This is a genomic window from Mucilaginibacter rubeus, from assembly GCF_014643835.1.
GTDB classification, from domain to species: Bacteria; Bacteroidota; Bacteroidia; order Sphingobacteriales; family Sphingobacteriaceae; genus Mucilaginibacter; species Mucilaginibacter rubeus.
The window spans coordinates 1327462-1351367 of sequence record NZ_BMKD01000001.1 but is presented as its reverse complement, the minus strand read 5'-3'; the positions used below and the strand labels follow the sequence as shown (position 1 = coordinate 1351367).

At 43.0% G+C, this 23906-nt stretch carries 27 protein-coding genes; 4 read left to right on the top strand and 23 right to left on the bottom strand.

What is annotated here, in order from left to right; all coding sequences use genetic code 11:
• Window positions 1-33: 33 nt before the first annotated feature.
• The gene (locus IEX80_RS05530) at window positions 34-2112 is read right to left on the bottom strand and encodes a sigma-54 interaction domain-containing protein (protein ID WP_229701522.1); all 2079 of its coding nucleotides are present in this window, start codon (window positions 2110-2112) and stop codon (window positions 34-36) included.
• A gap of 77 nt (window positions 2113-2189) precedes the next feature.
• Window positions 2190-3794, bottom strand: a complete 1605-nt coding sequence (locus IEX80_RS05525) for a sigma-54-dependent Fis family transcriptional regulator (RefSeq protein WP_229701521.1) — start codon at window positions 3792-3794, stop codon at window positions 2190-2192.
• 301 nt (window positions 3795-4095) lie between these two features.
• Between IEX80_RS05525 and IEX80_RS05520 the strand changes: the two genes are divergently transcribed.
• Complete coding sequence (locus IEX80_RS05520; protein WP_090525873.1) at window positions 4096-4599, top strand: hypothetical protein; 504 nt, start codon at window positions 4096-4098, stop codon at window positions 4597-4599.
• Here the strand turns inward: IEX80_RS05520 and IEX80_RS05515 are convergent.
• From IEX80_RS05515 to IEX80_RS05500, 4 genes are read right to left on the bottom strand one after another with little or no spacing between them, the layout of a single operon-like run.
• Window positions 4592-5836: an RNA polymerase sigma factor gene (locus tag IEX80_RS05515; protein WP_188832267.1), complete on the bottom strand. Its 1245-nt coding sequence runs from the start codon at window positions 5834-5836 to the stop codon at window positions 4592-4594. The two genes, IEX80_RS05520 and IEX80_RS05515, sit on opposite strands and share 8 nt — an antisense overlap.
• 45 nt (window positions 5837-5881) lie before the next feature.
• Window positions 5882-6220 carry a YciI family protein gene (locus IEX80_RS05510; protein WP_090525871.1) on the bottom strand — a complete coding sequence of 113 codons (339 nt, stop codon included), beginning with the start codon at window positions 6218-6220 and terminating at the stop codon, window positions 5882-5884.
• Between the two features lie 42 nt (window positions 6221-6262).
• Window positions 6263-7273, bottom strand: coding sequence for a hypothetical protein (locus IEX80_RS05505; RefSeq protein ID WP_139159943.1), 1011 nt, complete (start codon window positions 7271-7273; stop codon window positions 6263-6265).
• Window positions 7274-7305: 32 nt separating this feature from the next.
• Entirely contained in the window at window positions 7306-7872 is a 567-nt protein-coding gene (locus IEX80_RS05500; RefSeq protein ID WP_090525869.1) for a DUF2652 domain-containing protein, read from the bottom strand.
• Window positions 7873-8184: 312 nt separating this feature from the next.
• Here IEX80_RS05500 and IEX80_RS05495 point away from each other — a divergent pair, with 312 nt between their 5' ends.
• Window positions 8185-8802, top strand: a complete 618-nt coding sequence (locus IEX80_RS05495; protein ID WP_175489946.1) for a DsbA family oxidoreductase — start codon at window positions 8185-8187, stop codon at window positions 8800-8802.
• Window positions 8803-9020: 218 nt separating this feature from the next.
• Here the strand turns inward: IEX80_RS05495 and ligD are convergent, their stop codons facing one another.
• The 8 genes from ligD to IEX80_RS05455 form a co-directional block, all read right to left on the bottom strand.
• Window positions 9021-11096 (bottom strand): DNA ligase D, encoded by a 2076-nt coding sequence (ligD, locus tag IEX80_RS05490; protein ID WP_188832266.1) that lies wholly within the window; start codon window positions 11094-11096, stop codon window positions 9021-9023.
• A gap of 65 nt (window positions 11097-11161) precedes the next feature.
• Window positions 11162-11614, bottom strand: coding sequence for a carboxymuconolactone decarboxylase family protein (locus tag IEX80_RS05485; RefSeq protein ID WP_090525867.1), 453 nt, complete (start codon window positions 11612-11614; stop codon window positions 11162-11164).
• Window positions 11615-11638: 24 nt separating this feature from the next.
• On the bottom strand, window positions 11639-12640 hold the full coding sequence (locus IEX80_RS05480; protein WP_090525866.1) for a hypothetical protein: 1002 nt from the start codon (window positions 12638-12640) through the stop codon (window positions 11639-11641).
• Window positions 12641-12696: 56 nt separating this feature from the next.
• On the bottom strand, window positions 12697-13704 hold the full coding sequence (locus IEX80_RS05475) for a bestrophin family protein (protein ID WP_090525865.1): 1008 nt from the start codon (window positions 13702-13704) through the stop codon (window positions 12697-12699).
• A 37-nt stretch (window positions 13705-13741) separates the two neighbouring features.
• Complete coding sequence (locus IEX80_RS05470; RefSeq protein WP_090525864.1) at window positions 13742-14353, bottom strand: DUF2652 domain-containing protein; 612 nt, start codon at window positions 14351-14353, stop codon at window positions 13742-13744.
• 49 nt (window positions 14354-14402) lie between these two features.
• Window positions 14403-14570, bottom strand: coding sequence for a hypothetical protein (locus IEX80_RS05465; protein ID WP_175489945.1), 168 nt, complete (start codon window positions 14568-14570; stop codon window positions 14403-14405).
• A 465-nt stretch (window positions 14571-15035) separates the two neighbouring features.
• Window positions 15036-15410 carry a hypothetical protein gene (locus tag IEX80_RS05460; protein WP_090525863.1) on the bottom strand — a complete coding sequence of 125 codons (375 nt, stop codon included), beginning with the start codon at window positions 15408-15410 and terminating at the stop codon, window positions 15036-15038.
• A 619-nt stretch (window positions 15411-16029) separates the two neighbouring features.
• On the bottom strand, window positions 16030-19656 hold the full coding sequence (locus IEX80_RS05455) for an ABC transporter permease (RefSeq protein WP_090525862.1): 3627 nt from the start codon (window positions 19654-19656) through the stop codon (window positions 16030-16032).
• Between the two features lie 614 nt (window positions 19657-20270).
• Here IEX80_RS05455 and IEX80_RS05450 point away from each other — a divergent pair.
• Window positions 20271-20696, top strand: a complete 426-nt coding sequence (locus IEX80_RS05450) for a hypothetical protein (RefSeq protein ID WP_090525861.1) — start codon at window positions 20271-20273, stop codon at window positions 20694-20696.
• Window positions 20697-20845: 149 nt separating this feature from the next.
• Entirely contained in the window at window positions 20846-21025 is a 180-nt protein-coding gene (locus tag IEX80_RS05445; RefSeq protein WP_090525860.1) for a hypothetical protein, read from the top strand.
• A gap of 93 nt (window positions 21026-21118) precedes the next feature.
• Here the strand turns inward: IEX80_RS05445 and IEX80_RS05440 are convergent, their stop codons facing one another.
• The 9 genes from IEX80_RS05440 to IEX80_RS05400 form a co-directional block, all read right to left on the bottom strand.
• Window positions 21119-21367: a KTSC domain-containing protein gene (locus IEX80_RS05440; RefSeq protein WP_090525859.1), complete on the bottom strand. Its 249-nt coding sequence runs from the start codon at window positions 21365-21367 to the stop codon at window positions 21119-21121.
• Window positions 21368-21369: 2 nt separating this feature from the next.
• On the bottom strand, window positions 21370-21591 hold the full coding sequence (locus IEX80_RS05435) for a DUF2188 domain-containing protein (RefSeq protein ID WP_229701520.1): 222 nt from the start codon (window positions 21589-21591) through the stop codon (window positions 21370-21372).
• Window positions 21579-22085: a cupin domain-containing protein gene (locus tag IEX80_RS05430; protein WP_090525858.1), complete on the bottom strand. Its 507-nt coding sequence runs from the start codon at window positions 22083-22085 to the stop codon at window positions 21579-21581. The genes IEX80_RS05435 and IEX80_RS05430 overlap by 13 nt, the downstream gene beginning before the upstream one ends.
• Window positions 22082-22444: a hypothetical protein gene (locus IEX80_RS05425; RefSeq protein WP_090525857.1), complete on the bottom strand. Its 363-nt coding sequence runs from the start codon at window positions 22442-22444 to the stop codon at window positions 22082-22084. The genes IEX80_RS05430 and IEX80_RS05425 overlap by 4 nt, the downstream gene beginning before the upstream one ends.
• 9 nt (window positions 22445-22453) lie before the next feature.
• Window positions 22454-22642, bottom strand: a complete 189-nt coding sequence (locus IEX80_RS05420; RefSeq protein WP_090525856.1) for a hypothetical protein — start codon at window positions 22640-22642, stop codon at window positions 22454-22456.
• Window positions 22639-23073: a DUF1810 domain-containing protein gene (locus IEX80_RS05415; protein ID WP_090525855.1), complete on the bottom strand. Its 435-nt coding sequence runs from the start codon at window positions 23071-23073 to the stop codon at window positions 22639-22641. Before IEX80_RS05415 ends, IEX80_RS05420 begins: the two co-directional genes overlap by 4 nt.
• Window positions 23074-23092: 19 nt before the next feature.
• Window positions 23093-23326: an exonuclease/endonuclease/phosphatase family protein gene (locus tag IEX80_RS05410; RefSeq protein ID WP_229701519.1), complete on the bottom strand. Its 234-nt coding sequence runs from the start codon at window positions 23324-23326 to the stop codon at window positions 23093-23095.
• A gap of 151 nt (window positions 23327-23477) precedes the next feature.
• A complete protein-coding gene (locus IEX80_RS05405; RefSeq protein WP_090525854.1) occupies window positions 23478-23699 on the bottom strand; it encodes a hypothetical protein in 222 nt (73 codons plus the stop codon).
• Complete coding sequence (locus tag IEX80_RS05400; RefSeq protein WP_090525853.1) at window positions 23696-23857, bottom strand: DUF3606 domain-containing protein; 162 nt, start codon at window positions 23855-23857, stop codon at window positions 23696-23698. The genes IEX80_RS05405 and IEX80_RS05400 overlap by 4 nt, the downstream gene beginning before the upstream one ends.
• Window positions 23858-23906: the final 49 nt, after the last annotated feature.

Below are 23906 nucleotides of genomic sequence, written 5' to 3'. Positions count from 1 at the left end.
TATTCAAATAGTGAATCCCTTTTTTCTATTAGCTTACTGTGCATGGTTCATGTATTCCCTTTTAGCGATATTTAATTTTCGCATTTTAGAATGCAGGGTGGTTGGTTGAATAGCCAATACCCCGGCCGCACCGCCCGCTCCTGAAATTTTGCCCTCGCATTGTTTCAGGATATTAATAATATGGTTTCGTTCCATCTCCTCGATAGTTTGATTAAAATGGGGGATGGCCTGGTTATCGCTTTGTTTTGTGTTTGGCAAATGTACCTCCCGCAATACGTTGCCGGTTGTCATTAAAACGCTTCTTTCAATAATGTGCTCCAGCTCCCGTACGTTTCCCGGCCATAAATACGATTTCAATTGCTGCAAAACTTTGGGTGCTATTGAGCCAACTTTGTATCCTGTAAGCCTGCTATATTTATTGAGGAAGAAGTTTGCCAATGGGGGTATGTCTTCGACCCGTTCACGTAATGATGGTAAATTGATTGGAAATACATTAAGCCTGTAATACAGATCAGATCGGAATTTACCTGCCACTACCTCTTTTTCCAGGTTGCGGTTAGTTGCTGCTATTATCCTCATATTAACTTTTATTGTGCTTTTTCCGCCTACGCGTTCAAACTCCCGCTCCTGGATAACACGGAGTAATTTAACCTGCAGCTCCAGCGGTAGTTCACCAATTTCATCCAAAAATAAAGTGCTGTTATTGGCCAGCTCAAACTTGCCTATCCGTTGTTCAAAAGCACCGGTAAACGATCCTTTTTCATGACCAAAAAGCTCGCTCTCGATGAGATTGGGCGGAAGAGCAGCGCAGTTTACTTTTATCATAAATTTGTTTTTCCGGGGCGAGGCGTCATGAATCCCACGCGCAATCAGTTCCTTCCCGGTACCGGTCTCTCCTAAAATAAGCACTGTTGAATTTGAATCGGCCACCCGCGACATCAACTGGTAAACCTTTTGCATTCGCAGGCTGATACCAATTATCTCCGAAAAATTGTGGATGGTTTTGATCTGTTCTTTCAAATGATCATTTTCCGTTTCCAGTTGCTTTTGATAGGCCAATAACCGTTCGTTGGCTTTGATGTTGAATATGGCTACCGATATTTGTGAGCAAAGGCCTTTCAACAGATGGGTATTCAGTTCGTTTATCAACAGCCAAAGTGTTCCTATATTTTCATTCCCAATACATAGACGGGCGCCGTACATATGTTTTTTACCCGCCTTTTTCCAAAGGGTTATATACGGGCTGCTGTTGCCACTCTTTTGCTCAGCTTCGATATTAAATATAACGGGCTCATCACTATCCAGTACTCTGGCCGAAATAGGTTCGTCGATAGTTATATTTTTTGCCAATAGTTGTTTAAATAGCTCTTCATCTTTAAAAACGGCGTTTTTATCATATAGATAAGGAACTAAAGTAATTCCATCATCTTCTATTAGCCTGATCATAGATAGCTTTATGCCTATAAGTTGATCCAGAATATTAAAAATAGCGACTTCCAGATCCCCCTTTTTTTTGACAGCAGCAAGGTCAGTAGCAAATTTAAGCAGGCATGCTTTGTTGTGTTCTTTGTATAATACAGCTTCGTGGGCAGCGATGTTATTAATGGCTTTGCCGATTTGCCCTGCTATTGTTTCTACATACTGTATATGTGTATCTGTAAGCGAGTTTAACTTATCTGCAAAGAGGATAAGAGTATGTTTAGTATCCCCGGCACCGGGCAGGTTTTTTACAATGAGTTCACGGGCTCCCGACGCGTAGTTTAACTTAAGCCATTGAGGTGCTACGGCTAAGTTAAATGTGCGGATATCGAAAATTTGTGCTTTATCAGCTTTTGAAATAAACCCGGATAAATCGTCGCAAAACGAATACGAACAGGATATGATCTCATTATAGCTTGAATATCCAGTAGAGCCACCAGAGGCCTTATCCATAAAAAAGATCCGGTAAGTACTTTCATCTTCCTGGCATGACAGCAATGTGGCCTGGCTAAAGTTTACCAGTTTTTTTAAGGTTTTGTCGATCGCTACCATTAATTGCGCCTGCGTTTTAACTTTTGCCAGTTCGCATTTTAACAAAAGTATTATCTCGTCCCGTTCGTCTTCACTTTCCATTAGCATTTAGCCTCCTTTTTCTTTTTTTTATTTGTCTAAGATCCCTTTTTACCCTGTTCGCCGTCAAAAAGGGGATGTTACTTGTATTCTTTTTTTGTGATCTTCAGCCTTCTCATTTTTGAATGAAGTGTGGTTGACGGAATATCTAATATCTCGGCGGCTCCGCCTTCGCCGCCTATTTTTCCGCTGCAGCGTTTTAACGTGCCAATTATGTGATAGCGCTCCCTGCTTTCCATGGTTAATGGCGGAGCGTCGTCTTGAACAGATTGATCTATTTTAATTCCCGGAAGATGAACGTCTCTTAGCTTGTTATCGTTTGTGAGCAGGATGCTGCGTTCAATCAAGTGTTCAAGTTCGCGTACATTACCCGGCCAGTCATAGTCTTGCAAAGTGCGGGCTACTTCGGCAGTCATGCCTTTTACCGCTATGCCGGTTTGCCTGCTGTAGCGGCTGATAAAAAAGTTGGCTAAGGGAATAAGGTCTTCTTTGCGTTCCCTTAAGGCCGGTAGCTGAATGGGGAAAACATTTAAACGGTAATAAAGATCGGCACGGAACCTGCCGGCCTCTACCTCTTCTTCAAGATTCCTGTTGGTGGCTGCTATTATCCTTACATCAATTTTAATGGTGTTTTTTCCGCCTATCCGTTCAAACTCACGTTCCTGGATAACCCTTAATAGTTTTACCTGTAACTCTAACGGGAGCTCACCTATTTCATCTAAAAATAGCGTACTGTTGTGTGCCTGTTCAAATTTGCCTATGCGACGTTCAAACGCGCCGGTGAACGATCCTTTTTCGTGACCGAAGAGTTCGCTCTCTATGAGGTTTGCCGGCATTGCCGCACAATTGATCTTGATCATTAATTTGTTGTTTCGGGGAGAAGCCTGATGTATGGCCCTTGCAATAAGTTCTTTTCCTGTACCGGTTTCGCCCAGTATCAATACCGAAGAGCTTGCACCCGCAACCCGAGATATGAGTTTGTATACATTGTGCATTGCAGGATGTTGCCCCACAATTTCGGCACTATAGCTATTGCTAAGCTGCTCGTTAAGGTATTGGTTTTCTTGTTCCAGTTTTTCTTTAAGAATGAGGATTTGTTCGTTGGTTTTGATGTTTGATATGGCAATTGATATCAGCGAACAAAGGCTTTCAACAAGCTGAATGTTGATTTCTTCCATGGCCAGCCATAAAATACCCCATTTTCGGGAGGCTGTTTGCAAAGGCATTCCGGCTACTTTTACAAAGCCCACACTTTTCCAAAAATGCAGATACCCTGCATCGTGGCCTCGCGCAATCTCTTCATCAACTATTAAAAAAACGGGTGTGTCGCTATTTAACACCCTATCCTGTATCCCATCTTTAATAGGATAGCGCGCTTTGGCCACCTCAAGTATCAGGGGATCATCAGGAGTGGTAACGGCACGGTCATGTACATAGGTACTCATGGTTTTGCCATCATCGTTAATCATTCTGATGGCATATCCCCGAAGTATATTTAATCTTCGCAAAAACAACTTTACGGTATCAAAAAGATCTTCCTTACTCCTTACGGCAGCTATTGCGTTACCAAAATCAAGCAGGAGTGTGGTTTCCCATTCTTGTTCGGTTACAGGTTCAGCAGCCTCCATGTCTTCTGCCACTGTGATCATATCGTCTGTGAAATATTCGGTACTTGTATCTTTCATATAATTTAAAATGACTTTACCGAAAGGTTAAAAGCCAATTTGGATTTATATAAAACTATGCCAGTTATGATAAACGCTTAATGGTAAGTGTATTGATGGGATAAGGGGTATAGCACACGAACGAAATACCGCCCGGCTGTGACTTCTGCCACCAAATAACGCCTAACTCCTTTTAGCTATATTCCTTCTGCTGCATCTGAAATAAGTAGCCCGGGCAGAAATTCGTCGTGAAAAAAACAATGCGGTTGTCCAAAAATAAAATGTCGGTTGTTGTTAGGTTTTCAATTCAACTAAAACGGATATGAGACAAAACATCCTGGCAGACACCGAACAAAAAATAGGTGCTGCCCGCACAATATTAACAGCGGGAATCATTGCCGGCATTTTGGATAGCATGGCAGCATCGGTAGTATTTTATTTCAAGCTGGGACTGAGCCCGGCACAGGTTATGCAATACATCGCGAGCGCGATTTATGGCGCTGAAGCATTTTCGGGAGGCACCACCACGGTTATTATCGGTACATTATTGCATTTAATGATAGCATTCGTTATCGCCGCAGTTTATTTTTACCTGTACCCTGTAATAAGCCCGTTAAGAAAATGGCCTGTTATTTCGGGGCTTTTACTGGGGATTGCCATTTGGCTGTTCATGAACCTGGTAATTATCCCGTTTAGCAAAATTCAACCGGCTCCGGTAGAGTTAAGTGCTGTTGTCATCAGCGTTATCTGGCACATGGTACTGGTTGGTTTGCCAATTTCTTTAATAACTAAAAGACATTTCGAAAATGGCGGTAGACTTAATTAGCCATCTTTATTTTTAAAAGTTCGATATTTTTTTGAATCGTAGCTTTGTCGGTATTTGAGGCTGAAAGGTTCAAAGCAGTTTTGTAATTGCTCAATGCTTTACTATCATTAACGTTGGTATACAGGTTTCCCAGTAACGAATAGTAAAAAACGTTATCTGTAAGGTTTAGTTTTTCTGCCTCTGCAATGGCTTTTTGTTTTCCTTTTACTTTTGATAGTGCGAAAACGCGGTTAAGCGCGGCGGTAGGGGAGTATTCTATAAGCAATAGCTGGTCATACAGCCGTAGGATATTCTCCCACTTTTCAGGCGAATCGGCTTTGCGGGTGTGCCAATAGGCAATTCCGGCTTCGCAGTGATATTTACTTAAATGGTCGCCGCGCGACGATCGGTCTAAAAAATATAAGCCCGATTCAATCAATTCCTGGTTCCATAAATTTTCGTCCTGATCCTGGTATAGGATAGCGTCGCCGGCATCGCTTAACCGGGCATCAAAGCGGGAGGAGTGGAAACTCATCAGGGCCAGTAGCGCGTTAACTTCAGGCGTGTTTGTTGTGTTGTTGCCGGCAAGTAATAAAGTGAGGCGCATGGCTTCTTCACAAAGATCTTTGCGCAACAGAATATTTTGTGAGGTAGAGTAGTATCCTTCAGAATATAAAAGATAAAGGGTTTTTAAAACGCTATCAAGCCGGGCGGTGATCTGGCTAAGCGATGGCTGTTCAATCGCTATTTTGGCTTCTTTGAGCTTTTCTTTGGCCCGGTTTATCCGTTTGTATACTACTTCTTTATTGGTTAAAAAAGCGGCCGAAATTTCCTGAATGCCAAAGCCGCAAAGCAGGTTTAAAGCGAGTGCCACCTGCGAATCGCTTGATATAACCGGATTGCAAACAGTAAAGATCATTGCCAACTGACTATCGATTATATTTTTAACAGATAGATCGACCTCGATTTCTTTACTTACAGTTTCTTCTGTTTTCAACGCCGCAACCAGTTTCTCTTCAAAAACCTTGTGGCGTTTAATATAATTGCGGGTTTTGTTTTTTGCTACGGTATAGAGCCAACCTGTTGGATTTTCGGGGGTCCCTTTTGTAGCCCAAAGTTCGGTTGCTGAAAGAAAGGTGTCGCTTACAATATCCTCAGCTATTTCAATATATTCGATGCCAAATAGATAAATGAGCACCGATACTATTTTTTGATATTCGGTGCGGAAAAGGTTTGGAATTAAATCCGGTTTATTCATAAAATCCTCGCCCTGTATACAATCATCTTCGTCAGCCTCATTAGTTTATAATCCCATCCTGATCTCTACCGAACCGTTAAGTTCAAAAATAGGACAGCCTTGTGCAATTTTTTCAGCTTCATCATAATCAAGCGCCCTGATGATGATCATTCCGCCTATTGATTCTTTAATTTCGGCAAATGGGCCATTGGTAGTACTTTTACCCCGCTCAATAACTTTTCCTACGCCATCCCAGCGCTGAGTTGGCCTGGCAAGTATATTTTTTTTTGCAAGCTCGTCAAACCAGGTTTGCCAATGTTCTAAATGCGTTTTTAATTCTTCGGGAGTGGGTTGGTTTTCGGCTGTTTTGTAATCCCTTCTAAACAGAAATAGAAATTCTTTCATAATCTTTTATCTATGATTTGATGGTTAAACAAAAGTCGGTATTTACTGGTACAAATATTTATCATTATTTTGATCCTGATCGGCAAGCCATTTTTCTATGTACAAAAGAAGTTGCGCAGTGTCGGCGGAGATATTCATTTCGGTTTGCACTCCAAGCATAATAAGGCCAAGTGCTATAGAATGCTGAATATCAAGCTTGCTGAGTAATCCGAAACTAAAGCCGGTAATAAATTTATCCCTTGCATCAGCGGCAATTTCGGCTATCTGATCAAAATCTCTTCGTGCAAATATAAATTGCTGGTCTTCTGAAAACAGGATCACGCTATTTACCGAATAGATGAGCAAGCGGTTGATGTTCATAGTGCGTAATATGGAAAAGCACTTCTTTTTTAAACCATAAGGCGTATTGATATTGAATGTTGTATTGGGCATTTCACCGTTGAGTACCATCCAAAGATTAACCGCCTCAAACTCATCAAGTACAAAAGTAACTTTACCTTTAACACCAAATTTGCTGACTATTTGAAGGATGTTATCAATCTGATAAAAAAGGGTTTTGCCTGGATCGTCTAAATAAAAAATAAAGTCGAGGTTTGATTTATTAAGCGGTTTTATCACATCGTCAAATAGCCCTGTCAACAAGCCCGACGCGCCTACCAGATCTGTCCAATCGTTAAAAGTTATTGCCCTGCATTTTTTGAACAGGAGATGCAGGTCGGCAATTAGCTGGTCATTTCTTATGTCATGCCAGGAGTTTTCGCATTTATTTTCGTTTAAAACAATAAACTCATATTTGGTTAATGATGACAGGTCATAGCCATTGCACATCATCAGGCTTTTGATACCTAATTTTTTAAAAAAAACTGGTAACGTTAATTCCTTTATTCCTAATGAATTTGGTGATGTTTTGTGAAGTTTAGAGTCCGTCATTTTTCTTTGCTTTTCACATAGCAGGTATGTGTTTTTTGATTTGCCCGCCTGTTTTATCGTTTCAACAAGTGCTGATAATACCGGGGCCGAATTCACAATTTCCATCTCAAACGCTTGCATCATTTTAATATTTAGCATTAATAATTGCGGTTGGCTTATGCTGTTTTTGAAAAGCTGCCAATTTGCAGCGACAAATTGCGAGGCGTACTTGCATGGTATAATTCACAAACCCGGCCTTCGGTAGGTATTGCTTCCTGTACTTGCGCTTCGAGGTATTGATTTGTAATTAAGGCATGCGTATGCAGTACCGTTTTATTTTTTAACAAACTATAAGGACCGGCTATAATAGTTCCCTGCAACTCCGAGCGCTCTTTTTTTGAAAAGTTACCAGGGTTACCATAGTGTATAACGATATTAACAGATGGCTGATGGGCTGCAGGTACATAATATTTCAGCAAATCCAATTCGCAGCTAAACGAGGCAAGAATTGCTTCCAGTTGTCCCCAAATTATCCGAACCGGAAAGGCTGGTCCATAGCGAAAAAAGAGTATGGTATCGTCTTCTATCTCTGATATCAGAAAGGATAAATGATTAGCCCTGATTATAGATCTTAATAATTTATCAATAATGCATGCGCGTATCTCGTTATCGATATCTTCAATATAGTTTATATAATAGCTGATATCAATAATAAAGATATTGCCTTTTAAATCTTTTTCCATGGTGTAATCGGTTCATTTTATAAAACAACACTTTACGACACTTTAGAATGCTGTATTTGAGCATGAATTTGACAATGTAGATGCCACGTATTAACGTGTTGTTGGTTAGTGTTTTATCTTGTTTTGTGGGTTGGCTTTATACTTCATTTCGACGACGGGTAGTAGAAGTCACGAAATATGGTGTTTTAAATGAGGTCAGTACAATTAAATATGGACAATTATTGAAGATAGGATTTATAGGTATGAAATAAAATATTATAAATCTTGTCCAATCCGGTCATATTGGTTGTTAGTTAGATTAAACATAAAGTATTGAAAATTGAAATTTGGTTTGATGTGGCATGTCCTTATTGCTATATCGGTTTAAAGCATTTAGAAAACTCTATTAAGCTACATGCCGGTGAGCAGCCAAACGTTGTGCTCCGTAGCTTTGAGCTTGATCCGGAAATAGCGGTTGATAATAATGAAACACAGTATATCACCTTAACGCGTCAATATAAATTATCTCCACTAAGAGCAAAGCAAACAATAGATACTATAGCAGCCGCTGGCCAGGCAGCAGGATTGATCATCGATTTTGATAAAGTGATCCGAACAAATACTTTTGATGCACACAGGCTAATTCATTTTGCTGTAGATGAGGGTAAAGAAGTGGAAATGAATAATAGGATTTTTAAAGCCTATTTTGAGGAGGGAAAACATATCGGCAGTAAAAAACAATTGATCACGCTGGCCTCTGAAATTGGTATTGATGCGAAACCACTTTTGGAAAGTGATAACTATTCGGCCGAAGTAAGGGCCGATGAACACCGGGCACAACGTATAGGCATTGGCAAAATCCCCTTTTTTCTATTCAATGAAAAGTATTCAATAACCGGTGCCCAGCCGGTGACGGTATTTGCAGAGCTGATGAAAAGGATTAGTGATTGATAAATCAGATATAGTTAAAGGTGTTACCGCCCGCCGACTTATCGCGTTGCTGACCGGTTTGCATAGCTATGCTATGCCGGCGTAGGTTTGTTTTATGCACGAACGGGTGGAAAGTGCATACCCATTACAACATCCTCGATAAGCTGGCACCCGTCATCTTCGTTACGGCGGGTGGCAAGCTGTCCTTTAATATATTTTATTTAGCACGTCGTCATAAATCAATGGTTACCAAACAGGTTCTCTGCTTTTTGAATTGTGTTGAGCAGGTCAATGCCGTTGTTTAATACCCCTTTAAAAAGGTCGCCGGTTTCTTTAAGCCGGTCTATAGCATTGAAAATGGTAAAATCACGCATTTTTAGTCCATGTTTAACTTCATCCCAATGTAGCGGCATCGAAACGGTTGCACCTGGTTTAGGCCTGAGCGAATACACACCGGCTATAGTAGCCTCAGGCCGGTTTTGTAGAAAATCAAGGTACATTTTGCCGTGCCTGGAAGTTGTCATTCTTTCAAGCGTAGTAAAATGAGGTAACTCCTTGTTAACGGCAGATACGATGAGTTTAGCAAGCACCTGCGATTGTTCATAAGTATATCCCCCGCCCAGTGGAATGTAGATATGGATGCCGGTTGATCCGGATGTTTTTGGGAATGAAGGAATGCCAAGCATATCAGCTATTCTCTTTACCATAAGCGCCGCCTCAATTACCTGATCGAAAGTATTATGTTCGTCAGGATCAAGATCAATCACACAATGATCAGGATTTTCGGGTGAGTTAACACGGCTTAGCCATGGGTTTATCTCAATACAGCCCTGTCTGGCCATCCACAACAGGCTCGAAATATCGCTACCTACTATATAATTATGATGTTCACCTTTGGCTGTATCGTGTGCATAAGTGGTAGCCCAGGCAGGGGCCCTGCCTGTAACATCTTTCTGATAAAAATGCGGGCCGCCAACACCATCAGGAAAGCGATTTAATGACATCGCCCTGCCGTAGAGATGGGGGAGCATATGCTCGGCAACAGCTATATAATAGTTAAGCATGTCCCGTTTTGTCACCATTTCCTGTTGCCAGTAAATCTTATTAAGATGAGTAAACTGCAATTCGGATCCGTTAAAATTAATTGTTGCCGAATCGTTGCCCCGCGGAATAAAAGTGGTTGCTGGGGGCTGATCAGATGATAGAGAAGTACTCCCTTTACTTTCTTCACCGGCTATGGTTGCAATGATATCTTTAGGTGTTTCTAATATTACATCAATGGCCTGTTTATCAATGCGCATCCCTTTAAATGATGCCTGCCTTAAAAGCCCGTCTTTAGTGATCTCGGCAAAATTAACTTCACATATCAGCTTGGGTTTAAGCCAGGTAAATGTTTCGCCCGGCACCCTTTTATTTAGCGGTGATATCTGGCTTGTGCCTTCAGTATCAAAAGGATTGGTATCAGTAATATATTGCGTAAAGTTTTGCAGCATTTTGGTTTGCAAGTCTATCGAAAAGCCCGTTCCAACTTTTCCAGCAAACCGCAATTTGTTGTTTTCGTAAACGCCCAATGGTAAAGCGCTGAATGGTTTGATGGTGCTTTTGTTTTTAGTAAATCCACCTATAACTACTTCCTGCCTGCGCTGTACTTTTATTTTTAACCAGGCTTTTGAGCGTTTATCTGGCGTGTAAACGCTATCGGCACGTTTGGCAACTATACCTTCGTAGCCGTGCTTTTCGGCATTTGCAAACAGAACTGTTCCATTAGCAGGTACAGGTATGCTTCGGCGGATAATATGGTTGCCCGGTAGTATAATATACTTTAAAATTGCCTGCCGTTGTTTCAACGGTAACCCCATCAGATTGCGGCCCTCATACCATAGGATGTCAAATACCTGGTATACCAGTGTACTGTCTTTTTCACTTTCCCAATTTTGCAAAGCTCCAAAATCGGTTTTTCCGTCGTTACCCATTACTACTATCTCGCCATCAATAACTGCATTGCATGGCCATGTATTTAGTACATCAATAATGGGATAGTATTTGGCAAATGAAACTTCGTTATGTGAAAGCAGTTTGGTGTTATGTTTATTAATAACGGCAATTGCCCGGTAACCATCCCATTTGTTTTCAAATAGCCAGTCGGGATCGTTAAAAGGAGCATCAACCAGAGTCGGTTTCATAGGTTTAAAATCCGGCGGCAACGTTGCTAAGGGAGCGTTTGCCAGCAGTTCATCTAACGTTAATTGCCCTGGTTGTTTTTCATCGTTAAAAGCGGGGTTCTTATCCATATCAAGATTCTGGGTGGTTGTCATGGTTGTGTTGGCTGTTTGCTGAAATTTGCATGGGCTGGTAAAGCCCGGCCCATGCAAAAGGTTGATCAACCAAACTGACCTACCTGGTAAGTTCCTGCAACCTGTGGAAAGGAAAGGTTAAACCTGTTCCATGTGTTAATGGTTGTAACAGCGAGTGTAAGATCGATAAGCTCTTCATCGGTGAAATGAGGTTTTACACGTTCGTAAACACTGTCGGACACGTCGCATTTAGTTACGGCCTCAGCCCAGCCTAAAGCTGCACGCTCACGATCTGTGAAATACGGTGTTTCGCGCCATGCGCTTACTCCATACAAACGCTGCTCGGCTTCACCGTGCGCGCGGGCATCTTTTGAGTGCATATCCAGGCAATAAGCACAGCCATTCATTTGGGATACCCTGAAAAAAATCAGTTCCTGAAGCGGTGCTTCTATCTTAGAATGTTTTAGGTAAGCTCCAGCCTGAAAGAGCGATTTAAGTGTGTTTGCCCCTTTGGCAAATAGATCGATTCTTTGTTCCATTGATAATTAAATTAAGATTGTTATTTATTCGTAAAGGTGTATGCTATCGGGTTTTTCGAGATCTTTGATCCAGTTTTGGATATATAGCGACAGATCTTGCTGACCGGGTTGTGAGTTAAATTCGCCGTAGCAGCCAAATACAATAAGACCGAGTGCTATACAATGAGCAATGTCAAGGTGCTTTAACAAGCCAATGCTGAAGCCGGCAATAAAATCTTGCCTTGCGTTTGCGCTTATTTCAATATGATGCTCAACTTTTTTTCGACTAAGTACAAATTGCTGATCGCTTGAGAATAATATTGCATTGTCGGCTGAGTATATCAACAGGCGGCTAACGTCCATCGTTCTATAAATGGAGAAGTATTTTTTGTTAAGATCGGACGGGGTTTGCCCTTCTAATGGAGTATCGGGGTTTACACCGTTCAATACCATCCATAGCTTCATCGCCTCGCTTGCATCAAGGGCAAAGGTTACCTGGCCATGGTGCGAAAACTCGCTGATAAGATCGATTGCCTCATCTACCTGGAAGGAAAGTTTATTCCCGGGATCTCCCAGGTAAAAGATAAATTCAAGATCTTTCTTGCCCAGTGGCCTTATAACCTCAGCCAATAAACCGTTCCAAAGGTTAGAGGCACCTGTGATGGCTGCCCAATCATCAAAAGCAATAGTGCGGCAATTGCTAAATAATGAGCGTAGTTCGGCAATAACAGTTTCATCCCTGAAAAATGTCCATAAGTATTGTTCAACCTCCGCAGGTGGTAGTGTTACCGTTAGTTTTGACAGCTCGGTAAAATCATGACTTGCATTTAAGGTGATACTGCGGATACCTAAAAGCTTTAGGATTTCAGGGATTGGTGCTTCGGTAACACCCAGTTTGTTTATCCTTAAGCCGGATAAAGATTGTTCTGAACCTTCGTCTGTAAGTGTGAGGTAAATGTTTTCTGAAAGCAAACCGCTTTCTACAATCTGTAAAAGATTGGTTAAAACAGGTGCCGTGTTTTTAATTTCCATGTTTAATGTTTCCATCTTTAATTTATTTTAGGTTCATTAATTATGTTTCAGAGTTTTAAATCAGGTATCGCTTACATTACAATGTTATTTTGAGCCGTTAATTCGATTGGCAGATCTTTTTCGCCCAAAAACTCTCTTAATTCAATTTCAATGCTCCGGCTCATTTGCGAAATGGGTACGTCATTAGCACTGCCTTCAAACGGGTTTTCGGTGCTTTCGCCAACCTGTTCAAGAGATGTATAGATCCATGATATCAGCGTGCTGAACGGTGTCACTAACCAAACCATGTATCCTTTCATTATACCTTGCACCTCGTTATTGAGATGATCAAAATCCTTAAGCATGCCAAAAGGGAGGATGATGCAAAACAGCCAGACAAAAAAGGTATTGATAATGGCATATTGACGGGGATACGGTGAGTTTTTTATTTGCTCAGCCTTAGCCTGCTGCGTATAAAAATCGCGGATGGCGCGTTCCATTTCTACAAATTGTAGCACGGCAATTTCGCCTTGTTCATACAATTGTTTAATAGTTCCGCTTTGTAAGGCCATAATCTGGGTGGCTTTATTATTGGTATTGATGATGTGCCTCAAATCATCGTCCTGAAGATAATTTATGAGTTCACTCTCAAGTGGCGTTTTCCATTCGGGTACGGTATAGTATTGTTGGTACTCGGCGTTGTGCTTTTTACCAACGCTTTCCCAAATGCGCTCTTCCCTTAGCTGATAACGCAGAACCGTAAGCCAGGCAATGTGGCGATAAATAAGTAGTTTGCTTTTCTCTGGATTATTAAAAAAATCGCGGCTGATAAGTCCCCATGCCCGGCTTTGACTGAATATGCTGGTCCACATTTGTTGCCCTTCGTCGGTACGCCGGTAAGTTTGCGTGTTAGTAAAACCAACTATAAATGCGGCGCTTGTACCCACCAATCCTATAATAGCCCAGGGAATATCAAGCCATTTAAACCCCAGCACCTCATAAAGGATGACCGGTATAAGGCCAAGCACAAAAAGCTTGTATATTTTTCGTCTGGTCCAAACCAGGAACTCTGGCAGTTTATATGATTTTCCGGCGTGCATATTGATAGATGATTGTTTTGAATGAAGTTTTATGGTTTTAGGTGCCTGTTTGCCCGAGGTTTAAATCCTGCGGGTATAATGGGAGCGGACCGGTATTGAACGGGAAATAGGTGTAGCAAAGCCGGCCAACATCATATAGTTCACAAACCTCGGTGGCTTCGTCTGGTAGCATAAAATCGTTTTGTCGCTGTTCGTTGAAATATTCTTTAGTGATCAGCGCGTAGGTATGCGTATCAATGCCGTTTTTTAAAAGCCTATGCGCTTCTACAACAGCCTGACCGAATAGTTTGGAATAACTCCCAACAGCAAATCTCCCGATCACCCCGTAATGCACCACCAGTTTAATTGAAAGAAAGCTGGTTTGCGGAAAACTTTCTTTAAAGGTTTTGAGCCTGTTTTTAAATGCCTCGAGCATAAGTTCAAATTGTGAAAGGATTTCTTTAACAGGGAAAACCGGGCCATGACTGTAAAAAAGTATAGCATCACCTTCAATTTCTGAAATGTTGAATGAAAGCCGGTTGGCATCAATAATTGACTCAAGCAGACTGCAAACAATCAGGCTTCCTGCTTCATTCTCCGTCTCGGTAACAAATTTTGAATAGCCGCTGATATCTACAATAAAAATGGTTCCCCTATGATCTTCGTTCATTCCTTCAATGTTTTAATTAGATTTTATGTGGATATATATTCAGATCGCTTTATTCATCCTGAAGCGGCTGTTCAACCATCCTTAATGAGTCGTCCATATATTCGCCTCCTTCCTCAAGGCTTTCTTCATTTGGATCGTAACCTTCTGATGCCATTTCTTCTGATTGATCGTTCTTTTTGTGAGGATCGCTGTGCGATCCGAATAGCCAGTTTCCCATGTTGATGTTTTTTTAATGTTTAAATTGTTGCCAGCCTTATTTATCGCCTTGCTCAGTCTGTATTGATGTTCTGGATCATCAGCGAGACGGCTTTTTACTTTTTGCAAGCCTTGTGCCATCTGGTAATTAATTGGTTTTGAGTTGTTTGTTGATTTGGTTGAGTTTTAATTGCACCTTATTTCGCCGAACATGCTGATGTTACACCAAATACAGCGTATTGAAGGAGAGGATAGGGCCTTGAGAGAAGCAAGGCGGAATCGAAAGCTTTTTTACACCCGTGATAAGCGAATTAAAATGGCGGGCTTTTCACGGCCAGGAAAGTGATAGGCTTCGGAAATATGTTTTAAAACTCAAACAACCAACAGCAAGACAGTACGCTGTTGGTTGTTTGATAATGGAGACCTGTACAGGCCATTGCGGTCGGAAGACGGAAGATAATATGAGGTAGAATGTGGTTGTGATTTATTAATTACGAACCACTGCCGATTCTTTAACAACCTGCCATCTGCCTGATAGATATTCCCAAATCACTGTAAAATATTTTCTGTTCAATTTTCCATCAAAAACCAATTCACGCGTAATTACAACCATACCCATATCCCCATCACATACAGCGTAGTGATATTCGGTTTTAGTAGATAATGGCTCGGTGTTTAAATCTTTGTTTTGCTTTATGAAAGCCATGAGTTGTTCTTTATTCATAGTGTCAACGACACCATCTTCGTCAACTTTTACAATAAGTAATTTATCAGCATAAGCTTTATTAACGTATTCCACGTCAAAATGCGTTGCGTGATAAATCAGTTCCCGGGTTAATTCAATTAATTGTTCACTATTCATCTTTTTAATTTTTTGAGGGTTAATTATTTTGTTTGTTGGAATTGTAGTTAAACCAGATGTGTTAAGCTATCATTATAGGGAAAGCGAGACAAGACCGATGCCAGTTTTTAAAATATTGATTTTCAGACTAAGCGTGTGTTCATAGTAAAGTTATAGACCTTATTTCGACAATAAACGGGTTGGATTGACGAAATAGAGCGTTACGATTGGACGATTAAATACGAAACTTGAATGTTATTATATGTGGCAGGGATATACTTGAAAAGCAGCGTTTGGCAGGCATCGCAAGTTGTCCAGACCGAAAATATATTTTTTAAAATAAAGGAATCAATTACCGGTCTTTTTTTAGATGTTCTGTCCCAGCCATAATTCAACGCAAAAAAATCCTACTCAAAAGCCAGCATGGATAATCCGGATCTGTTGACCAGTGCATTCCGAAAAAGAGTTCACAGTGTTCCGTTACACTTTGACCACGCTATCTTCTTGAAGTAAATAGCCAAGTTTAAGATCCACTAACACAATTCGTTGCTCTAAAAAGCACGTAACAGCATGGTCAAGCATACCGGAATATCCATATAGTGCCTCTTACAATCCCGTTGATCTGGGTAACATTAAAAAATTATTCGCTCTTTAGGCTCTTTACCGGATTGGTCAACGCCGCCTTGATCGCCTTTGAGCTGACAGTAGCCCAGGCAATAAAAACGGAGCTGGCGATGGCTATCACAAATACGCCGGGTCCTATCTGAATGCGGTAGGTATAATCCAGCAGCCATTTTTCCATGCAGTAATAGCCAATCGGCGCAGCGACGGCAAAGGCAATTAGAATGAGCACCGTGAATTCTTTATAAAACAAATAGACGATATTGATCACCGACGCGCCCAGCGTTTTACGGATGCCGACTTCCTTGATTCGTTGTACCGCCATGAACGAAACCAAACCATAGAGGCCAAGGCAAGATATAAAAATGGCAACCGATGCGAAGATCTCATACAGCACCGCAAGCGCATTTTCCTTTTTATAAAAATTGGCGATGGTCTGGTCCAGGAACTGATACTCATAGACTCCTGCAGGATAGGTTTTGTTCCATAGCCGTTCAATTGCTGAAAGCGTTTGATCAACATGGTGCAGATCGATCTTGATGTTAAGTTTTGCGTACTGATTCAAAGAAGCGCCCATCAAAACCGGTGGAATGGCGTTTTGCAAAGATCTGATATGGTAGTCTTTAACAACGCCGGCGATCGGGGCGTAGAGATCCTTGCGGTCCCAAAGCATAATATATTTGCCAATGACCAGTTTCGGATCGGAGATGCCGAGTTGCCGAACCAGCGCTTCATTGACCACATAGCCTTTTACCACATCGCCTTGCGGATATGGCCCGCCGGCAACGAATTGCATTTCGTATAATTTGAAATACTCCCGGTCTGCCCATTTTAAGTTAACCGCGAAATTTGCCGGTTTGGCAGCGTTGTCGTACTTGATATCCGTAGCCCAACCGCTCTTATCAGATGGCCCGAACAAACTCAGGCTGACATTTTTGATGCCGGATTGCGTGAGCAGCTCATTCTTCAGGCTGTTTAATTTCAATCGGCTCAAACTGTCTGCAGGAACCGGGACAGTGATCACTGCGTCTTTATTGAATCCCAGTGGTTTGTTTTGAAAATAGTCCATTTGACGCAGCAGGACCAGTGTTCCGATCACCAAAAACTGAGCGATGCAAAATTGTGCCAGTACCAATACCCTGCGGAGCGACATGCCGCTGGCCCTGCCGGCGGTCACCTGGTTACGCATTGCTGCGACGGGATTGAAACCGGAAAGTACAAAGGCCGGATAAAGCCCGGCGACCAGCGTAACGGCGGCAATGACGCCCAACAAAAACATGATGATAACAGGATCATTTAAAAAAGAACGGCGTAATTCAGTATCCAGCAAGTTATTGAGCATCGGCACGGCCAATACCGCCATCACAACGGCCAACGATACCGCCAGGGTGGTAATGATCAAAGTCTCACTCATATATTGCAGAACGAGTTGCAGCCGGCTGCTGCCCATTACCTTTCGCACCCCCACTTCTTTTGAACGGTTGACCGCCTGCGCGGTAGCGAGATTGATAAAATTAACACAGCCGATCAGCAACAGAAAGCATCCGATCAGGCCGATCACATTGATCAGCTGCCTGCTGAAAGGATGTCCGCTGTAAACGGTCGTGTCGGTATTGTAGTGTATATCGCTTAATGGCTGCAATTGGTAGCTTCCACCTTTTTGCTGAGTTGCGGGCAAGTGGCGCTTTGCAAAAGCAAGCAGGTCCTTATTAAACCGTTCGGCCGTTAAACCGGGCGGCAAAACCACATAACAGTTCTTCGCCCCAAAGGTACTGACCCAGTCTTGCTGGCTATCATAAAGTTCTCCGCCTGCCACCGTTAATGTCGCCCATGAAACGGCTAGTTTCATCGGGATATCAGTGTTGACCGGTGTATCATCAAATATCCCGGTGACTTGCAGGTCGTGCGCATTTTCGAACTTCACCGTTTTGCCCACGGCGGTCCGCCAATCGCCGAAAAATTTATTGGCCTCCTCGCGGGACAGCACAATGGTATTTGGTGCCGAAAGCGCGGTATTTCGATCACCCGCCAGCCACTTGAAATCGAACACGCCGAACAATTCCGGATCGGCGTAATAAGCCAGCGGCTCCCTGTACTTTCGGGCAACGCCTGTATGTTGCAGGTCATCCACGGTGTAGTGCGAATTAGAATTTTGCATGATATTGGCCACCTGCTCCAGTTGCGGGAAGTCAAGTTTCAAAGCTTCGGTTATCGGCAACGGTGTGCCAACGCCCGCATGCACCCCGTCAGGCCCGTTGCTGATCCTGACCACCCGGTAGATCCGATCACGCTTTTGGTGGTAATCGTCAAAGCTCGTTTCAAATTTAATGACCAGGAATATCAGCAGGCAGGCTGCAATACCAACGGATAATCCGGTAATGTTGATCGTCGTGTAGATCTTGTTTCGCTTTAAATTACGCCAGGCGATTTTTAAATAATTTTTCAACATGAGTTTTCGCTTTAATTCCAGTTTAGCCTGAATCGTGGCTGTTTTATGACCCGAAGGTCGGCCAGCGAAGTGTCCTGTTCGTCCCAGGTTATAAGTTGGGCGCTTATTTTTTAATTCGTTTTTATATTCGGCGGGACTTTGTCCTGTCATTTCCCTGAATGTCCGGTTGAAAGTGGATTTGGAGTTAAAACCAGATTCATAAGCAATGCCGAGCAAGGTCAGGTGGTCATAATTTCTGTCCTGCATTTTTCGCATAACGTCATTGATCCGGTATTCATTGATCAACTCATTGAAACTCTTTTTGAATACCGCGTTAATGATCCTGGAAAGTTCATTAGGATGAACATCCATTTTTTCAGCCAGCGACCGGAGGTCCAGTTCCGGGTCCCGGTAGTAGTGTTCCAGCTTCAAAGCTGCTTTCAATTGGCCACCCTTACGTCTCAGATCAGCATTCAAGTTAAGCTTTATAGCTGAGGTTCCTGGTACATCCAAATTTCCTTGCGTCCGAATAAAAGTCCGGAAGGCGAGCCAGATCAACAACATGGCTGACAGCAGGTACAAGAAGTGTTCAATCGCGGATAGTACCGGATTTTTGATCATTAAATAATGTCCGGTCCCTAAAATTAACAAGAGCAGCCAGACTGCGCCTAACATTATCAAAGGCCGGTGAAGCCATTCTATTTCGTTCCTGTTACGGTCACCCTCGATAAAGGTTCGGCTATGATACATGGCCACTATTTCCCGATGAGCCGCCACCAGGTAAAGCAGGACTGAAACCGGGGAGAACGCGTTTAGCCATGTCGCTTTTGCGGGATAGCATAACGGAATGCCTAAAGTGATGAGCAAGGGAAGGAAATGCCATGTGTACATTGATGTAAGCTTTTCAAGTGGCCGGCATTTCTTCAATACCTGAAAGTAAATCAGAGGGCCTAAACCCATGAGGCTGTCTGGCAGATCAACAGGGAACCGCCCTTTTATAGCCACGATGCTCACAAGGGAAAATTGCATCAAGACCAGGGCCACTGCTAATGGCCAGCAATCCTTCCTCGGGCTTCTTTTATCAACAACCAGAAGTGCAGCCATACCCAGGCTACTATAGATCGCTCCCAGGTAAACTATCTCAGTAATGCCGATCTTTATTGTAAAGTTTTCCAATAAAAAGTTTGCAACAATACGCATTCCATGGGTGAATATCATTGAAAATTAATTATTTATGACAAGGTAGCAAAAACAGGTTGTAACGAAAACGGACGATTTGTGTTCGATTCCGGCAACTTCTGAATTCAATTGGGATTGAACTATTACTTAAGCGTTCAGCTCTTTAAATAAATCATCGGTGTTCGCCAGTTCAACCAGCGCTATGCATCTTTTCTAATTGAGCGCAGCAAAATAACCAGGCAATGGCCCTTTTTTGGTCGGCGCAGGGACGGCTTCAGCCGCTTAAGTCCCCAAGGGTAAAGCAGAATGCTTTATTATGCCGTAGCCTTTTATAAAAGTCTTACGAGATAGAAGCGGCAAAATTTGCGATGCTTTGGGAGGCAAGAAAGAAGCAGGCTGGTGAGGGAAAAAACAAAGGGTGAAAAACGGAAAAACGGTGTTGCCTCGCTTTTCGCTGAGCATCAGGAGAAAAGACAGGTATCTATAGATTTTGGTAAAACGTTTTATTAGATGAGAAAAACATACAAAGTATAGCGTTGCTATACATAGGTGAACGCCGATTGGCAAGATATGGTTGTTAAAAAACGTTAAATCTGTTGACCATCTTTTCATTCTCACCTAATTTTAGATGAGTGATAAAAAAATGGATCGCTATGAAAACTATCGTATTAAGCAGCTTTATCGTTCTCGGTATTTGTTCAGGTTTTGATTTCAAAACCTATACCAAACGAATAGAACCTGCCAATACCATTTATGGCTATTGGACGGAGAAAGATCCGGTTGCGGACTCGTTAAAAAATTTTCAGATCGCCTTTTTTCCCGGCGGCAAGATAAGCGTAACCAGAAAACTACATTGTTATACCGGCTATTTTAAGATCCGTGATCAACAGGCCAATTACATCGCCGGAAGGATCACCATAGGAGAAAACTATCCTTTTACAGCTACTTTTTTAAGCCCGGATAAAATTAAACTGGCCATTAATTATAGGGATTCCCTGGAAGTACGCTATATGAAAAAAACGAGGGCCGTGAAGGCGGGCTTTCAGTTAATAGATGCCAAAGGCAAAACCGCAGCATAAAAGGGAATGGCTTCCAACAGACCGCTAAATAGGGTTAAATAAATGAAGCTGAACGAATATGGTCAAAGGAGGAGTACCCTGGCGCTGATTGCCGCCCGCCACAGTTAATTTCGGAGCCGTTCTCTACTTTAAGACGTAAGTTCTTTCAAGTGAAACGCCGCTTTCAGGACCTGCTTGATCAAGGCGAAGCCGTTGTTCCCGTTGGTAAAAATGGCCATTCCACGGCGGGGCCCGCCGGGCATTTTTTTTGCCTGGGCGTTACCATTTCCCTGAACAGTTCAGCCGGCAAAGCCTGTTCATTCGTGACGGCAGGCGCGAACCTGGAATAGTCGTGATTGGTTTGTATCGGCTTCAATTCTAAAAGCTCGCCAAATAATGGCAACCAACCGAGGAGCGGGTATCAGCGTTAACACAAGTCTGTCTTACGGACTTTTTTTTAGTTGATCTTCAAATAAATTCGTTTGGTTTAAACCTGGCGTAGCTTCCTCGAACGGATATTTGCCCTTGATGTACCGGTTGAACCAGATACCTTTGACCATGGTAGAGCGCATCTCCTTAAATACTTTTTCAGGCACGTTGAGGTAATGATAAACCTTGCCGGAGTGATATACGATCTCCAGCGTTTCGCTGGCGGCATCATAGCTGTAAGATTTGATGACTGCAGAGGGCATGATTACTTTTCGTTTTCAGGTACTTCTTCCGGGTGCTCTTCGAAATATTGCCGTGCCCGTTTCAGCCCGGTTGCGATAGCGATGCCTTCGTCGCCGCTTTCCTTAATGATCTCGTTAGCGATTTCTATCGCTTTTTCCCGCAGGTATTTCGGCTGGTTTTTATAACATGGCGGGTAGTCGCCGTTATACCATGGCATAAAATCCTCCTTTTTTAATTTTTCCATTGTTTGATCACTTCGCCCGTCAGCGGATCTGTTTTGGGCAAGGGCACGGCTGCGATATTCTTATCGGTTCCTGGCCTTTCACCGGGTTTGCCGTAATTCATATCGTAATCTTTACCGTCCGGGTAAGCCCCGACCACGCCAACATCATTTTCTTCATCGAGATTTTTGTGGACTACACCGGCCGGAATGATCAGTACGTCGCCTTTCTCCAGCAGGATGACGGGACCGGCATCGTTACCTAACTGAACACGGGCCTTGCCCGAATAAATGCCGAGCACTTCATGGGTGACGCTGTGGTAATGGTGATAGGTGAAAATGCCCGCATCCCAGCTATTGCTCCATCCGTTTGCCGCAAACAGCTTGCTGACATGCGTGGCCGGAAACAAAAACGGAATATCCAGAGCGCCTTTATACAACAGCGCCGGCAGCCTGTTTCCGGGAAACACCCCATCATCATCTATATGTAATTCCTGCGTTTCTGTTTGGTTGATCATACGCACCAGTTCTTTTCACGATAAACGATAAAGACCGATTCTTGTTTGAACCGCTCCTTCAACAAAGCTGTCAGCGACCGCAGCGTATTTTTCACCTCTTTGTTGCTGCGCTTCATGTCTTTTGGTTCAGAAAGCTCACCGGTAAAGATAGCGGTGGGCGATGCGCTGACGGCGTCGTTCGCCGGAAAAAACCAGGTGCCTTGTTGTAAAAGCCCTGTCACGATGGGCTCCTTTTTCTGCAGGCGTTCAGCGAGCCAATCTTTAATGACGCGTTCGGCAGTGCTGATACGGTGAATTTTTGCGCCGGGTGCGTAGCCTTCCTGCAAACTGAACGTGATCTTGTAGCTTTTCTTTTTCATATTTTGCCCCTATTGTCCCAGTGGCCCTTCGCCTTTGATCTTACCCTGGCCGTCTTTTTTGCCGATGAATAATAAGACCGGGCGTCCCGTTTCATCGGTTTTAAATGCGAGGTCATAGCGTTGAAAGACCATTTCTGTCAACTGAGATGGTGTATATTGCTTATCGAGCAGGGCTAAAAGCTGCGGGCCGAGTTTCATATTTTTTGCTGCTTTAAAATATCCAGTGTGCGCTGATCACGTTCGCCGCGATAGAATTTATCCAATACCTGCCCGAATACCGGGAAAGTAGCCGGCACGGCGTCGAATAAGGTCATACTTGATCTGAGCTTGAGATCGTCGGGGTCCCCGAAAACTTCAAAAGCGTCATTGGTGGGCAATTCCAGCAGGGTTTTACAGATCTTAACGAGTCGCGGGCCCAGGGTTTCGTCAAATAAGAAGTCGGTAGCCTCGCTAATGTCTTTTATTGCATAATGCCTGGATGTTGCAGTGCTTCCCAAACCGGCAATTTGCGGGAAGATATACCACATCCAATGGCTGCGCTTGCGGCCGCTTTTGATCTCGGCCAGTGCTGTTTCGTAATCGCTGCTTTGAGCGTCCAGGAAACGCTTTAAATGCTGTTTGGTGTCCATGGTTTAATTGGTTTAAATATCATGCCAGTTCGATCCACACCGGCGCGTGGTCGCTGCTGTGTTCCCAGTCGCGTACATGTTTGTCTACCTGTTCGGTACTTAAACGCGGCGCGATATGTTTATTGAGCAGAAAGTGATCCAGCAGTAGCCCGGCATCCCGGCCGTAAGCATTGCGCAGGTAATCCCAAAAGGTATAGATCCGTTCGTTGGGATATAGCTGACGGATGGCATCGGTCCAGCCCTGATCAACCAATTTCTTAAAAGCTTCTCCGCATCGGTATCGCGCGGGATTCCGGCGGCAGCGTCATCGCCTTGCTGTTCGATCGCCAGGTTAACTCCATTGCCGCTTTCTAAGTCATCACCGATCTCATCGGTTTGTTCTTTGTTTTTTCCTGGGGTGTTCATTAGTCTAATATGATTTGCCATTGGTTCTCGTCATTGAGCATATAACCTAAGCCATCGCTCATTTCATACACTTCTTTCCAGTATTTCTCGCTATAGCGGGTATGCAGTTCATATACCGGGCCGCCATTCTCGCGTTTTAAAAAGAAGAGCAGCGAAGCCATGTTCTTTGCCACATCTTTGAGCTGATCGGCATCGCCCTCTTTGACAAATGCCCGGCTCATTTCACCTTCTTTTCAATGGCGGCGCGCTGGTTGCCTACCGATTTCTTGGCTTCTTTGATGGCTTTGGCACTGGTGCCTTCCTTTTGTGCTTCATATTTGATCTCGTGGGGCTGATTCGAAACGGAATTCCTTTCCACTTTACTTCCTCTTGTACTCATAGGTCGATATATTTGTTATGAATAATTAGTTAATAGTTAACAAATTTTA

Excerpts from the sequence above, each read along its gene's own strand:
- IEX80_RS05530 (WP_229701522.1), bottom strand. The coding sequence starts at position 2,112 with ATGGAAAGTGAAGACGAACGGGACGAGATAATACTTTTGTTAAAATGC.
- IEX80_RS05525 (WP_229701521.1), bottom strand. The coding sequence starts at position 3,794 with ATGAAAGATACAAGTACCGAATATTTCACAGACGATATGATCACAGTG.
- IEX80_RS05520 (WP_090525873.1), top strand. The coding sequence starts at position 4,096 with ATGAGACAAAACATCCTGGCAGACACCGAACAAAAAATAGGTGCTGCC.
- IEX80_RS05515 (WP_188832267.1), bottom strand. The coding sequence starts at position 5,836 with ATGAATAAACCGGATTTAATTCCAAACCTTTTCCGCACCGAATATCAA.
- IEX80_RS05510 (WP_090525871.1), bottom strand. The coding sequence starts at position 6,220 with ATGAAAGAATTTCTATTTCTGTTTAGAAGGGATTACAAAACAGCCGAA.
- IEX80_RS05505 (WP_139159943.1), bottom strand. The coding sequence starts at position 7,273 with ATGATGCAAGCGTTTGAGATGGAAATTGTGAATTCGGCCCCGGTATTA.
- IEX80_RS05500 (WP_090525869.1), bottom strand. The coding sequence starts at position 7,872 with ATGGAAAAAGATTTAAAAGGCAATATCTTTATTATTGATATCAGCTAT.
- ligD (WP_188832266.1), bottom strand. The coding sequence starts at position 11,096 with ATGACAACCACCCAGAATCTTGATATGGATAAGAACCCCGCTTTTAAC.
- IEX80_RS05485 (WP_090525867.1), bottom strand. The coding sequence starts at position 11,614 with ATGGAACAAAGAATCGATCTATTTGCCAAAGGGGCAAACACACTTAAA.
- IEX80_RS05480 (WP_090525866.1), bottom strand. The coding sequence starts at position 12,640 with ATGGAAACATTAAACATGGAAATTAAAAACACGGCACCTGTTTTAACC.
- IEX80_RS05475 (WP_090525865.1), bottom strand. The coding sequence starts at position 13,704 with ATGCACGCCGGAAAATCATATAAACTGCCAGAGTTCCTGGTTTGGACC.
- IEX80_RS05470 (WP_090525864.1), bottom strand. The coding sequence starts at position 14,353 with ATGAACGAAGATCATAGGGGAACCATTTTTATTGTAGATATCAGCGGC.
- IEX80_RS05465 (WP_175489945.1), bottom strand. The coding sequence starts at position 14,570 with ATGGGAAACTGGCTATTCGGATCGCACAGCGATCCTCACAAAAAGAAC.
- IEX80_RS05460 (WP_090525863.1), bottom strand. The coding sequence starts at position 15,410 with ATGAATAGTGAACAATTAATTGAATTAACCCGGGAACTGATTTATCAC.
- IEX80_RS05455 (WP_090525862.1), bottom strand. The coding sequence starts at position 19,656 with ATGATATTCACCCATGGAATGCGTATTGTTGCAAACTTTTTATTGGAA.
- IEX80_RS05450 (WP_090525861.1), top strand. The coding sequence starts at position 20,271 with ATGAAAACTATCGTATTAAGCAGCTTTATCGTTCTCGGTATTTGTTCA.
- IEX80_RS05440 (WP_090525859.1), bottom strand. The coding sequence starts at position 21,367 with ATGCCCTCTGCAGTCATCAAATCTTACAGCTATGATGCCGCCAGCGAA.
- IEX80_RS05435 (WP_229701520.1), bottom strand. The coding sequence starts at position 21,591 with ATGGAAAAATTAAAAAAGGAGGATTTTATGCCATGGTATAACGGCGAC.
- IEX80_RS05430 (WP_090525858.1), bottom strand. The coding sequence starts at position 22,085 with ATGATCAACCAAACAGAAACGCAGGAATTACATATAGATGATGATGGG.
- IEX80_RS05425 (WP_090525857.1), bottom strand. The coding sequence starts at position 22,444 with ATGAAAAAGAAAAGCTACAAGATCACGTTCAGTTTGCAGGAAGGCTAC.
- IEX80_RS05420 (WP_090525856.1), bottom strand. The coding sequence starts at position 22,642 with ATGAAACTCGGCCCGCAGCTTTTAGCCCTGCTCGATAAGCAATATACA.
- IEX80_RS05415 (WP_090525855.1), bottom strand. The coding sequence starts at position 23,073 with ATGGACACCAAACAGCATTTAAAGCGTTTCCTGGACGCTCAAAGCAGC.
- IEX80_RS05405 (WP_090525854.1), bottom strand. The coding sequence starts at position 23,699 with ATGAGCCGGGCATTTGTCAAAGAGGGCGATGCCGATCAGCTCAAAGAT.
- IEX80_RS05400 (WP_090525853.1), bottom strand. The coding sequence starts at position 23,857 with ATGAGTACAAGAGGAAGTAAAGTGGAAAGGAATTCCGTTTCGAATCAG.